General features: G+C 71.0%; 15 protein-coding genes. 5 read left to right on the top strand and 10 right to left on the bottom strand.

The features are described 5' to 3' along the window. Positions 1-57: 57 nt before the first annotated feature. Positions 58-549: a TspO/MBR family protein gene (locus tag ACWPQI_RS23880; protein ID WP_010594181.1), complete on the top strand. Its 492-nt coding sequence runs from the start codon at positions 58-60 to the stop codon at positions 547-549. Between the two features lie 13 nt (positions 550-562). Here ACWPQI_RS23880 and ACWPQI_RS23875 read toward each other — a convergent pair whose 3' ends face one another. The 4 genes from ACWPQI_RS23875 to ACWPQI_RS23860 all read right to left on the bottom strand — a co-directional run bounded on the left by ACWPQI_RS23875 (position 563) and on the right by ACWPQI_RS23860 (position 2,412). After that, positions 563-778: a ferredoxin reductase domain-containing protein gene (locus ACWPQI_RS23875; protein ID WP_010594180.1), complete on the bottom strand. Its 216-nt coding sequence runs from the start codon at positions 776-778 to the stop codon at positions 563-565. Positions 779-1,097: 319 nt separating this feature from the next. Beyond that, positions 1,098-1,550 (bottom strand): DUF6069 family protein, encoded by a 453-nt coding sequence (locus ACWPQI_RS23870; RefSeq protein ID WP_010594179.1) that lies wholly within the window; start codon positions 1,548-1,550, stop codon positions 1,098-1,100. Positions 1,551-1,633: 83 nt separating this feature from the next. After that, positions 1,634-2,077, bottom strand: a complete 444-nt coding sequence (locus ACWPQI_RS23865) for a hypothetical protein (protein WP_235157578.1) — start codon at positions 2,075-2,077, stop codon at positions 1,634-1,636. Continuing rightward, positions 2,029-2,412 (bottom strand): sigma factor-like helix-turn-helix DNA-binding protein, encoded by a 384-nt coding sequence (locus ACWPQI_RS23860; protein WP_474738532.1) that lies wholly within the window; start codon positions 2,410-2,412, stop codon positions 2,029-2,031. Before ACWPQI_RS23860 ends, ACWPQI_RS23865 begins: the two co-directional genes overlap by 49 nt. A 107-nt stretch (positions 2,413-2,519) precedes the next feature. Here ACWPQI_RS23860 and ACWPQI_RS23855 point away from each other — a divergent pair, with 107 nt between their 5' ends. Beyond that, a complete protein-coding gene (locus ACWPQI_RS23855; RefSeq protein WP_140189036.1) occupies positions 2,520-3,503 on the top strand; it encodes a DUF389 domain-containing protein in 984 nt (327 codons plus the stop codon). Between the two features lie 9 nt (positions 3,504-3,512). Here the strand turns inward: ACWPQI_RS23855 and ACWPQI_RS23850 are convergent, their stop codons facing one another. Further along, positions 3,513-4,340: an esterase/lipase family protein gene (locus ACWPQI_RS23850; RefSeq protein WP_474738531.1), complete on the bottom strand. Its 828-nt coding sequence runs from the start codon at positions 4,338-4,340 to the stop codon at positions 3,513-3,515. A gap of 104 nt (positions 4,341-4,444) precedes the next feature. Between ACWPQI_RS23850 and ACWPQI_RS23845 the strand changes: the two genes are divergently transcribed. Beyond that, on the top strand, positions 4,445-5,590 hold the full coding sequence (locus ACWPQI_RS23845; RefSeq protein ID WP_048771310.1) for an LLM class flavin-dependent oxidoreductase: 1,146 nt from the start codon (positions 4,445-4,447) through the stop codon (positions 5,588-5,590). Positions 5,591-5,637: 47 nt separating this feature from the next. Beyond that, the gene (locus ACWPQI_RS23840) at positions 5,638-5,889 is read left to right on the top strand and encodes a hypothetical protein (RefSeq protein WP_003938681.1); all 252 of its coding nucleotides are present in this window, start codon (positions 5,638-5,640) and stop codon (positions 5,887-5,889) included. Positions 5,890-5,896: 7 nt separating this feature from the next. Here the strand turns inward: ACWPQI_RS23840 and ACWPQI_RS23835 are convergent, their stop codons facing one another. Both ACWPQI_RS23835 and ACWPQI_RS23830 read right to left on the bottom strand, forming a co-directional pair. Next, positions 5,897-6,547, bottom strand: coding sequence for a maleylpyruvate isomerase family mycothiol-dependent enzyme (locus ACWPQI_RS23835; protein ID WP_017680162.1), 651 nt, complete (start codon positions 6,545-6,547; stop codon positions 5,897-5,899). Positions 6,548-6,560: 13 nt separating this feature from the next. Further along, positions 6,561-7,184: a mycothiol-dependent nitroreductase Rv2466c family protein gene (locus tag ACWPQI_RS23830; RefSeq protein ID WP_017680161.1), complete on the bottom strand. Its 624-nt coding sequence runs from the start codon at positions 7,182-7,184 to the stop codon at positions 6,561-6,563. A gap of 80 nt (positions 7,185-7,264) precedes the next feature. Between ACWPQI_RS23830 and ACWPQI_RS23825 the strand changes: the two genes are divergently transcribed. After that, on the top strand, positions 7,265-7,711 hold the full coding sequence (locus ACWPQI_RS23825) for a MarR family winged helix-turn-helix transcriptional regulator (protein ID WP_017680160.1): 447 nt from the start codon (positions 7,265-7,267) through the stop codon (positions 7,709-7,711). Between the two features lie 37 nt (positions 7,712-7,748). Here the strand turns inward: ACWPQI_RS23825 and ACWPQI_RS23820 are convergent, their stop codons facing one another. From ACWPQI_RS23820 to ACWPQI_RS23810, 3 genes are read right to left on the bottom strand one after another with little or no spacing between them, the layout of a single operon-like run. Further along, the gene (locus ACWPQI_RS23820; RefSeq protein WP_017680159.1) at positions 7,749-9,152 is read right to left on the bottom strand and encodes an FAD-binding oxidoreductase; all 1,404 of its coding nucleotides are present in this window, start codon (positions 9,150-9,152) and stop codon (positions 7,749-7,751) included. After that, positions 9,149-9,790 carry an SRPBCC family protein gene (locus ACWPQI_RS23815; RefSeq protein ID WP_017680158.1) on the bottom strand — a complete coding sequence of 214 codons (642 nt, stop codon included), beginning with the start codon at positions 9,788-9,790 and terminating at the stop codon, positions 9,149-9,151. The genes ACWPQI_RS23820 and ACWPQI_RS23815 overlap by 4 nt, the downstream gene beginning before the upstream one ends. Before the next feature lie 52 nt (positions 9,791-9,842). Continuing rightward, on the bottom strand, positions 9,843-11,669 hold the full coding sequence (locus tag ACWPQI_RS23810; protein WP_474738530.1) for a glycoside hydrolase family 15 protein: 1,827 nt from the start codon (positions 11,667-11,669) through the stop codon (positions 9,843-9,845). Between the last annotated feature and the right edge of the window lies 1 nt (position 11,670).

The following is an 11,670-nucleotide window of genomic DNA, read 5'->3' as shown; positions in this document are numbered from 1 at the left end:
GATCCCCGACAACGCGATGTGACGACCTCGCCGACGGCGAGAGTGAGGAGAGCAGGTATGTCCAGCATGTTCGGCCGCACGTTGCTCGGAACGACCGCGGCGACCGCCGCGACGGCGGTGGCGGGATCGATCGCCTCGCGGGACGTGGACACGCGGTGGTACCGGCGGTTGCGCAAACCGTCGTTCCAGCCGCCGGGTGCGGTCTTTCCCGTCGTGTGGACGGCGCTGTACGCCGACATCGCGGTGAGTTCCGCGGTGGCGATCGACGAACTCGAATCGGAGGCGCGGGTCGACGAGGCCACCTACTATCGGGCCGCCCTCGCGGTGAATCTGGTGCTCAACGCGTCCTGGTCGTGGGTGTTCTTCAAGGCGCACCGGCTCGTGCCGGCGACGGTGGTCGCCGGAGCGCTCGCGGTGAGCAGTGCCGACCTGGCGCGCCGCGCCGCCGTCGCGAAGCCGGCGGCAGGGGCCGCGCTCGGTCCGTACGCGGTGTGGTGCGCGTTCGCCACGGTTCTCAGCGGCCGGATCGCGCGGCTCAACCGGTCCTGAGCGGGCGCGGAGGTCAGTAGAGCGGGTCGTGGCGGAGGCGGTCCGCGGGCACGCCGGCGGCCTGCAGCCGGAACTCGGTCGCCTGGATCATGGCGGGCGGGCCGGCGATCTGCACGTCGTGCCCCGACCAGTCCCCGGAGCCGAGCACCCACGTCTCGCCGACGCGGGCATGGCCGACGATGTACGGGCTCACCCACCCGCCGGAGACGCGACGGACGTGGAATTCCACGGAACCGGCCGCGTTGCGAATCGCCGTGTGGGCCGGACGGATTACCGGGAAACGGATCTCGGGACGTACGTCCCTGCCGGTCGGGTGCTTCGGTCCTGTGGACGGCGGCTGCGGACGAAACGCCGGCGCCGCCCGTGGAACCGGCACCACCTGCAGCCGGCACGCGGTTCGATGCGAAAGTCCCTGGGGAGAAACGGAAGAGGCATCGGCCGCCGTGCCGTAGGTCACCGCCGACGGAGGGGCCGGCGGCGGCTCGAAGGTCCCTCGACAATCGGGACCTTCGAGCCGGTGACCCCGGACGGGTGGCGTCGCTGCGCGACTACCGCTGGGCTGCAATGCGGTTGCGCATCGCCTCGAGCCCCCCGACGACGACGATCGCGATCACCACGTGCATCAGCGAGAGTGTGATCGTGCTCGGGGTGTCGAAGTCGGCGACGATCGTCGACGCGATCGTGCCGAGCGCGGCCACCGCGCCCACGACCTCGGCGACGCGGACGATGCCGAACCAGCGCAGGCTGAGCAGCGCCGCGAGACCCATGCCCACGGTGAGCGGGACGACGGTCATGACGAGAACGCCACCCGGGGCGGCGCTTTCGACGGTGTCACCGTTGGTGACCTCGAACGTGCCGCCGGCGGCGAGGCCGACGAGCCACAGGGCGATGTTGGCGACGAGAGCCACGACGACCGGGACGAGCACCGCCATCGGACGATTGAGCGAGAACGCGGGCAGGGTCGGCGTGGCGGTGCGGTCGAGAGGCTTGACAACACTCATGATGTCCTCCGGAAGAGCCGATGAACTGACGTCGCCCATCGTTCAACCTCGAGTCGACTCGAGGTCAAGCCTTTCCGCACGAGCTACGCGGCCGCCACCGCGCACCAGTCCACGGTGACCGAGCGCGCACCGGAATGCGCGAGCATGGAACGCACCGGGCCGCCCAGGCACAGCTGCCGGTCGAGCTCGCGCCGCTCGGCGTCCGGGTCGCGGTCGTCGGAGGTGCCCACGAGAATCTCCGCCGGCTCGGTGCTGCGCGCACCTTCCATCAGAAGCCGCTCCTCGTCGACGATCCGAACGGGCACGTCGTCCGATCCGGCCACGTCGCCGATGAGCAGGGCCACGTAGTCGGCGTCGTCGTCGGCATCGTGATAGGCCAGCAGGCGGCCGCGGACGGTGTCCGAGGCGAGCCGCCGATCGAGAGTCAGCCCGGACTGCTGCGTTCCCGCCGCGACGGCACGCAGGCAGCGCGGCAACGTCACCCGTCGTGAGGTCCAGCTGAAGAAGGCCCCACACCCCGTGTCCATGACACTCGCTCCTCCTCGGTACGTCCGGGCGAGGTGGTCCCCGGTTCTGTGATCAGTGTGCGCCGGGGGTCTGACATGTTCCGGAAGTGCCCGAGCTGGTGCCGGAGCAGGTTCAGGGCGTGGTGCTGAGCGAGCCGGACGGAGGCGGCATCGGTGTTCAGGGCACGAGCCGTGTCGGTGATCGACAGGCCACACGCGATGCGCAGGTGCAGCACGGCGCGGTAGCGGTGCGGGAGGGCAGCGATCAGCGTCGAGGGTCGTGTCGCCGCCTTGTCCGTCGTCACCGCCTCGTCCGTCGTCACCGCGTGCGTCCTCCTCCGTCCGGTGCGGGACATCGTGTCGCGACCGGTGTCCCGGACGGAAGGGACCGGTGTCCCGATCGCGCGGGCGCCCGGCGTCTGCTGTGATGCACTCGCGACACGACGCACCCAGGGAGGCTTCCGTGAGACCGACCGCCGAGGACATCGAGCGGATGACCGCCACGCTGTTCCTGTCCGAGGACGCCCAGCCGCGGTCGCGGCGCGCGACGTTCTGGACCCTGCTCGTGCTGGCCTCGGTCATCGCCTCGGCGGGCGTCGTCGCGGACTCCACCGCCACCGTCATCGGCGCCATGATCGTCGCCCCGTTGATGACGCCGATCGTCGGGACGGCCCTGGCGGTGGTGCTCAACGATCATCGCAACCTGGTCGCCTCCGCGTTGCTCGTCGCGGCGGGTGCGGCCGCGGTGGTGGCGACGGGATACGCGGTGGGCCTGCTCGACCCTCTGGATGTGCTCGCCGAGAACAACAGCCAGGTGGCAGGCCGGGTGGCACCGCGGCTGATCGATCTCGTCGCGGCCCTGGCCACGGGCGCGGTCGGGGCGTTCGCGCTGGTGCGGCGCGATGTGTCCGACGCCCTGCCCGGGGTGGCGATCGCCATCTCGCTGGTGCCGCCGCTCGCGGTGGTGGGCCTGACCCTCGAGTCCGACGCGCCGCGGCAGGCCGGTGGGGCGCTGTTGCTGTTCGCCACGAATGTCGCGGCGATCGTCGCCACCGGCACGCTGGTCTTCCTGTTCTCGGGTGTGCGCGGGGCGGCGCGGCGCGCCGGTCGCGAGGTCGGGGACCTGCGCGGCCTCAGCCTGCTCACGGTGGTGGCCGCGGTGGTGGTCGTCGCGGTGCCGCTGGGTCTGTCCAGCGCCCGGGTGATCCGGCAGGAGACGCTGAAGGCCGACGTCGCTCCGGTCGCCGAGCGGTGGGCCCAGGAGCAGGGCTGGGCGATCACCGACATCGGATTCCGGCAGTCCGTGCTCTGGATCGAGGCGCTCGGCCCGCCTCCGGAGGCGGATCCGGCGACGCTGCGTGACGCCCTGGACGAGGCGGGTCTGCGCGACGTCGACGTCGAGATCACGCTTGTGATCGGCGGAACGCGGCGCCTGCCCGGCGGGTAGCGGCCGTGGTCAGCACACGATCGGCCGGTCTGCGGACGGGTCCAGCGCGGCCAGCACGAGCTGCTCGGCGACGGGATCGTAGGGGATCGAGACGTGGTCGGCGGTGTTCGCCGGGCACACATCCTGCAGCAGGATGTTCCGCGCGCCGGGGCCGGTGAGGAACGACGCCGTGTAGGGGATGATCACCTGGTCGTATCTGGTGGCGACGACCGTGTAGGAGACCCCTTCGACGGTGTCGCTGCCCGCGTTGAGCTCGGCGAGCACGGCGTCCTGCGCGACGGACGGCGGCCCGAGCGACGGGTAGTTCGCCGGCGCCAGCCCGACGATGCGGCTGGTCTTGTCCGCCCCGCCGAGGAACCGCACGTACCACCGGGGGACGGCCCCGCCCTTGGAGTGGCCGACGACGGACACCCGCTCCGCACCGGTTGCCGCCAGGACGGCGTCGACGAACGCCGCCAGTTCGCCGGCGGCATCCGGGATCGGCTCCCGCGCCTTGAACGGCTCGGCCGGCGGGGCGCCGTAGTCGAGTGCGAACACGCAGTACCCCTCGGTCTTCAGCACCGGCGCCAATCCGGCCCAGTTGGCGTAGGAGTTCTCCAGGAAGCCGTGGACGAGCACCACCGGCTCGGGGTGCTCCGGCACAGGCACGCAGCCGAAGTCGTTCGTCCCGGCCGGGACGACCCCGGGATGCACCAGCGAGTAGGCGAGCGCGGCGCCGAAGGTGCTCTGCGGTGGGCCGGTCGGCTCGTCGGCGGAGGCCGACGGACTCGCGGCGACACTGCCGCCCAGCACCAGGAGACCGGCGACCGCGAGTGTGCGGATCATGACGCCGATCATGCACCGCCGAGGTCCAGGCGGGGGCCGGAACGGCCGGAGGGGGAATACCGGCGAGCCCCCGCCGTTCGTATAGTTGAGCAATCAACGATTAGACGGAGGCACCCGTGCAGTTCGGCATCTTCACCATCGGCGACGTCACCCGCGACCCCACCACGGGCCGCATCCCCACCGAGCACGAGCGGATCGTCGCCATGACGGAGATCGCGCTGAAGGCCGAGGAGGTCGGGCTCGACGTCTTCGCGAGCGGCGAGCACCACAACCCGCCCTTCGTCCCGTCGTCGCCGACCACCATGCTCGGCTGGATCGCGGCGAAGACCGAGAAACTGATCCTCTCGACCGCGACCACCCTGATCACGACGAACGACCCGGTCAAGATCGCCGAGGACTTCGCGATGCTGCAGCACCTGTCCGGCGGCCGCGTCGACCTCATGATGGGCCGGGGCAACACCGGCCCGGTCTACCCGTGGTTCGGCAAGGACATCCGACAGGGCATTCCGCTCGCGATCGAGAACTACCACCTGCTGCGCCGGCTCTGGCGGGAGAAGGACCTCGAGTGGGAAGGCAGGTTCCGCACCCCGCTGCGCGGCTACACCTCGACTCCGTGGCCTCTCGACGACACCCCGCCGTTCGTGTGGCACGGCTCGATCCGCTCGCCGGAGATCGCCGAGCAGGCCGCGTTCTACGGCGACGGCTTCTTCCACAACAACATCTTCTGGAACCGCGAACACATCCAGCAGATGATCGGCCTCTACCGCACCCGGTTCGAGCAGTACGGCCACGGTGCCGCCGACCAGGCGATCGTCGGGCTGGGCGGCCAGGTGTTCATGGCCGAGACCGAGGAGAAGGCCAAGCGCGTCTTCCGGCCGTACTTCGACAACGCCCCCGTCTACGGTCACGGGCCGTCGCTCGAGGACTTCTCCGCGACCACCCCGCTCACCGTCGGCACCCCCGAGCAGGTGATCGAGCGCACCCTCGGCTTCGCCGACTACGCGGGCGACTACCAGCGGCAGCTGTTCCTCATGGACCACGCCGGCCTGCCCCTCGACGTGGTGCTCGAGCAGATCGAGATCCTCGGTCGCGACGTCGTGCCCGTGCTGCGCGCCGAATTCGAGCGTCGCCGCCCGGCGCACGTGCCGTCGGACCCGCCGACGCACGCCTCGCTCGTCGCCGAGGGCGCAGACTCGCCGCACCGGCTCGTGATACCCGCGAAGGTCGACCTGTCCGCCGCCGGGGAGGCCGAGACTCTCTGAGCCGAACCGGCGGTGTGACGCGCAGCGAGCCGGGTATGCCGGTCCGTATGGAGACACACAACGACAAGCGCAGGTTCGTGGCTCAGCGGCTCGACGAGATCATCGGGGCCCTCGAGACGAGTGCCCCGGGTCCCGGCGAACAGAGTCCGGTGCCGACGTCGGGGGAGTTCGACGGGTCCCTCGTGGCGGCGCAGCGGCACCGTGCCGAGATCGAGACCGCCTCGGACGAGCGGCTCGACGAGATCGCGGCCGGATACCCGGAGATCGCCGCGGCGTGGGAGCGCGACGGCTCGTCCTGAACCCGGATCACCCGGTCGCCACCCGTGCCCGCAGATCGTCCACACCCGCCCCGGACAATCGGGGCAGCGCCACGCGACGGCCGGTGAGCAGCAACAGGATCGCGGAGATCGGTCCCCGGATCTCCGGTCCCTCGCCGACCGACCACGCGACGTCGGTGGCGGTGAGCCGGTAGCCGCGCAGGGGAAGGGAGCGGAAGACCCGGGCCTTGCCCCTGCCGCCTTGGGACCACACCCGCGCGGCGACCGCGGACGCCGCGTCCGCGGGCATCTCGAGGTCGCGGTGCAGCGGGATCGCGATGTCCTGGCCGTGCACGAGGATGTCGGTCAGGGGCTCGAAGGCGGTCAGCCCCACATTGTGGCGGCGGGAGCCGATCGTCGCGCGCAGGTCCGCGATCAACCGGTCGGTCGGCAGCGCCGCCCGGTCGCGCGCGGCGGCACGGATCATCGAGTTCATCGGGCCGGGATGCCGCAGGACGATCCGGACGGCGTCCCCGACGGTCAGCTGCTGCAGGGTCAGGTGGGCGGCGACGTCACGCACCGCCCAGCCGTCGCACAGCGAGGGCTGCGCCCATTCGTCGTCGGAGAGCCGTTCGAGCAGGTCGGCCGTGCGCCCTCGCGCGCTGTCGATCGCGGCCCAGATCTCGTCCTCGTTCATCATGGGGCCCCTCTTGTCAGTGGAACACCGGTGGGCGGGTCCGGGTGCGCTTGAGTTCGAAGAAGTCCGAGAACCCGGACAGCAATCGCGCGCCCTCGAAGACGCGCACGGCGTCGTCGCCGCGCGGAATCGAGTTGAGTACCGGACCGAAGAACGCGACGCCGTCGAGGTGGACGGTCGGCGTGCCGGCCTCGCGGCCCACCGGCGCCATCCCGGCGTCGTGACTGCGGCGGAGCGCGTCGTCGTACTCGGTCGAGTCGCCCGCGGACGAGAGCCGGGCCGGCAGGCCGGTCCGCTCGAGCGCACCGGCCATCGCGGTGCGATATTCGTCCGCATCGGGGTAGCGCCACCGATCGAAGATCGCGTCACCGAATGCCGTGTACAAGTCCCGCAGGACCGCCTCGCCGAACTGGACGGCGGCAGCGGTGGCCACTCGTGACGGACCGGCGGAACGTTCGATGTTGGCGAGATAGGCGGGATCGCCCGGGCGGTTCTCGTTGAGAACCCTCAGGCTCATCACATGGAATCTCAGATCGAGGGGCCGCCGGCGCTCCACTTCCAGCAGCCACCGGGACGCGATCCACGCGTACGGGCAGACGGGGTCGAAGTAGAAGTCCACGACGGGCGCTTCGTCGGCCATCTCGCACCTCCCGGGCGGGCCAACAAGTACGATGCTGGTACCAATATAGTTCGAGGATCGTACTATCTGCAAGGAGTGGGATGGCAGTCGATCTCAATACCGCCCTGCTGATGTTCATCGCCGCCCGGTCGGCGGAGAACCGCATTCTCGCGGCGCTGCGGCGCGCCGGCTACGACGACATCACGCTCGCTCAGGCGCGGGTGGCCGCCCGCATCGGACCCGACGGCACGCGGTTGACGGACCTCGCCGAGCAGGCCCAGGTGGCCAAGCAGACGGCGAGTTTCCTCGTCGACCAGCTCGAGCGGGCCGGCTACGTCGAACGCACCGTCGACCCCACCGACGCCCGTGCGCGACTCGTGCGGATCGCGCGGCGCGGCACGGAGGCCCTCCCTGTCGCCCGGGCCGAGGAGGCGCGGATCGAGGCCGAATGGACCGAGCACCTCGGCGTGCGCCGGATGAAGCAGCTGCGCGAGGCGCTCACCCTGCTCCGGGAGATCACCGATCCGTATCGGTCCACGGGAGCGTAGTCGTCCGGTCGCATCCGGCCGGGACGTCCACCCGGTGTCACGCGTGCCCTACGCCGGGAACGATGTTCGCATTCCGGTGAAAGACGTTGTGCGGATCGTACTTCGCCTTGATCTCGGCCAATCGCGCGTACTTGTCCGGACCGTAGGTGGCGCGCACCCGGTCCTGCTCGAATTCGGTCATGGAGTTGACGTACGCGCCGATGCCGACCGAATACGGGCGCAGGGCATCCCACAGGGACCGGGCCCAGGCTCGCTCCGGTGGCAGCAGTGCGGGATCGGGACAGACGCCGACGATGAAGACGGCGAAGCGTGGCGTCCGTCCGCCGCCGAAGGCGGTGTCGTCCTCCCCGGTCTCGCAGTACGCCTCGTCCAGCCGGTAGAACAACAGGAGCGACAGAGGCGAGGTCTTCTGCGGCACAAGATCGACGACTGTCGCGATCAGATCGTCGGAGAGATCTTCGACGTAGCAGCCCTTGTCGTAGCAGTAGAAGCCCCACGCATTGCCCTCGTCGAGCAGCTGCTGCACGTCGACGTAGGGCATCGGCGTGACGAACTCGAACAGCGGTGGCAGCGCGCGCCGAATCCGCGCCAGCGCGTCCTCGTGCGCCTGCGCTGCTCCGAAACCGGTGACCAGGAAGGCATAGCCGGGCTGGAGGTGGTACTGCTCGGGCACGAACGGGGCCGGTGGGGCGTTCACGCCGGCGAGCACGATGTTCAGCTCGCGCGGCAGCGTACCGATCACCTCCCGGGCGAGCCGCAGCACCTCGGTGCCCTGATCCAGACCCCAGAACAGGAGGCCGAACTGCACGACGGGACCGGCCTCGTGCAGGCGGAACTCGAACTCCGTCACCACACCGAAGTTGCCGCCGCCGCCCCGGATCGCCCAGAACAGGTCCGTATTCTCGTCCTCGGCGGCACGCAGGATCCGGCCGTCGGCGGTGACCACCTCGGCCGACTCGAGGTTGTCGATGCTCAATCCGGCCTGCCGCGTGAGCCAGCCCATTCCTCCGCCCAGCGTGAGTCCCGCGACGCCCGTGTGACTGATCAGCCCGGCCGGGACGGCGAGTCCGTGGGCCTGCGTGGCGGCATCGAGATCACGCAGCAGGGCGCCGCCACCGACCCGCGCCCGCCTGCGCTTCGGGTCGACGACGACGTGATTTATCGATCCGAGGTCGATCACCAGGCCGTCGTCGACGACCGACGCGCCTGCGGTGCTGTGGGCGCCCGCACGCACAGCCATCTCCATTCCGTGCCCGGTCGCGTAGGCGATCGCCGCCTGCACGTCGGCGGTACTCCGGCACTGTGCGATCGCGGCCGGGCGGCGGTCGATGTCGGCGTTCCACACCGTGCGCGCTTCGTCGTAGTCCGCGTCGCCGGGTCCGAGAACCGGGCCCTCCATCGCGGCCCGCAGCATGCCGAGGTCGCCGGTCGTGTGAGTCATGTGTTCTCCAGACGTTGCCGGGCGCAGGCGGGATCCTCTCCGGCGAGGCGTTCGGCGCGCTCCCGGATGCCGAGCAGCATCCTGCGCATCATCGGAAAATCGGCCAGTTCCATCAGTGCGACGGTGAGCGGCAGCGACGGTGTGGGCCGGTAGGCGGCTTGCAACCGGCTCACGAGCCGGGTCCGTCGCCCGCCGTCGACGGGATCGAGGCGCCACGACCACGTCGAATCCGGCTTCGCCCACACCAGGTAGCGCCCCGGATCGAAGGAGTGCACCCGGAAGGACGTCGCCGCCGTGGCCGGACTCGCCATCGGCGCCGCCACGTCGCCGACCTCGATGCACTGCAGGCGTGGATCGATCGTCGTCGCGCTGGGCCGCCCCAGGTTGTCGAGACGGTCGTAGGAGTAGAAGCCGGCCCGGTTGTAGCCGACCTGGACGATCCACGGCCACACGCACTCGGCCGGCGCGTCGATCGTGAGGGCGCGGGTCGCGCTGAACGCGGCCGAGGAGAGGATGTCGTCTCCGGGCATCGGGCCGGCGCACTCGGCAGTCGTCGCTCCCCACCGCCGGTGCCACCGGCGATACAGGAGGAAGGCACTCACCGCTGTCGCGACTGCGGCGAGCGTGCGGATCGCCATGAGAGAACTGTTCCACACCGGAGCCGGGGAGAGAAGGTCCCGGCGGTCCTGCTCATCGGGCGGCCCGGAGGGCGAGGGCGGCCTGCACCACCGCGGCATGGGTGAGCGCCTGCGGGTAGTTGCCGAGGAAGGCGCCGGTGGGGGGATCCACTTCTTCCGGAAGAAGGCCGAGGGTGCCGGTGCGCCGCAGCAGGGTTTCGAACAGCTCCTCGGCTTCCGTCCGCCGGCCGGTGAGGGCCAGTGCCTGGACCAGCCAGAAGGAGCACGGCAGGAACGCGCCCTCGCCTCCGGGCAGTCCGTCCTGGCCGGGCGGATACCGGTAGAGCAGCGGACCTCCGGCCGACAGCTCGCGCCGGATCGCGTCGATCGTGCCCCTCACCCGGTGCGAGTCCGGGTCGTCGATGCCCAGCACGGGAAGCACGAGCAGGGCGGCATCGACGTCGCGGGAGCCGTAGGTACGGGTGTAGCGGTCTCCGAGCCGGTCGAAGCCGCGAGCGCGCACCTCCGTGGCGACGGCGTCCCGCGCTGCGCGCCAGCGCCGGCGGCGACGGGCGGACAGGCGATGGGTCTCGCCGATGCGCAAGGCACGGTCGAGGGCCAGCCAGGCCATCGTCTTCGAGTGCACATGGTGGGCGGCGTCGGCGCGGATCTCCCAGATGCCGGCATCCGGATCGCGCCACCGTTCGCAGACATGATCGGTGAATCCGCGTACCATTCGCCAGGTTTCGGAATTCAGCGACCGGCCGGTCCGGACGAACGCCCACGCGGCGTCGACGACCCAGCCGTAGCCGTCGAGTTGGTGCTGGTCGGCCGCGTCGTTGCCGAACCGCACGGGGGCGCTGCCGGCGAAGCCGGGCCATCCCGCCAGGGTGCGTTCGGCGGGTCCGGGCCGGCCGTCGAGTGTGAACAGGACCGGCAGGCGGGGTCGCTGCAGACGGCTCGCGTGCAGGAGCCACCCGAGGAACCCGCGTGCCTCGTCGACCTTGCCGGCCCCGAGAAACGCCGCGACGCCGATGCCGGCGTCGCGCGGCCAGGCGTAGCGGTAGTCCCAGTTCCGGATCCCCCCGAGCCGTTCGGGCAGCGACGTCGTCGGCGCGGCCACCGGTGCGCCGGAGGGAGAGTAGGTGAGCAGACGCAGCGTCAGCAGGCTTCGCACGACGGCCTCCCGGTAGGGCAGGTCGTGAGCGATGTCCGCCGTCCATGTCCGCCAGCGTGCCTCGTCCTCGGCCACGAGCTCCCACGCCGCGCCAGGAGTGAGGTGGATCAGCGGCTCGCGGTGAGCCACGGCCAGGACGACGGTGACCGGGTGGCCCGGGGACACGTGGATCGAGGTCGGCCGGCCCGGCGTGATCGAGGTTCCGGGATCGCAGGCCAGCGACAGGGCGAGCGAGCCCCACTCGCACACGAGATCGGGACCGCGCCGCCGAACCTTGGGCGCGCGGTGCCGTTCGCCGAACCTGGGGTCGAAATCGACTGCGGCTCGGACAGATCCGCCCTCGGCAGAGAGTTGCCGCACCAGGACCGTCGCCGGTAGCAGCCGCCCGGCCACCTCCGCGATCATCGCCTCGCGCAGGGTGAGCCGGGCGTTGCCGAGATCCCAGGTCGTCTCCAGCGTCGCGGTGTGCGTCCGGTAGCGGCGCCGGACGACAGGGGCGGGCCCGTCGGGGCCGAGCCGGAACCGCCCCGCCTGGGCCCCGCCGACGAGCCGGCCGAAGACGGGGTCTGCGTCGAAGCGCGGCACGCAGAGCCAGTCGAGCGATCCGTCCTCGGAGACCAGCGCCGCAGTGCGGGTGTCGCCGAGCAGGCCGTAGTCCTCGATCCGGGACGGCACGGCCGCATCGTCCCTGATCCGATCGAAAGCTCTTGCCGTGGAGGTCACT

It is taken from the genome of Rhodococcus sp. LMD, assembly GCF_056108245.1.
This window is presented reverse-complemented; position numbering and strand designations above follow the sequence as displayed.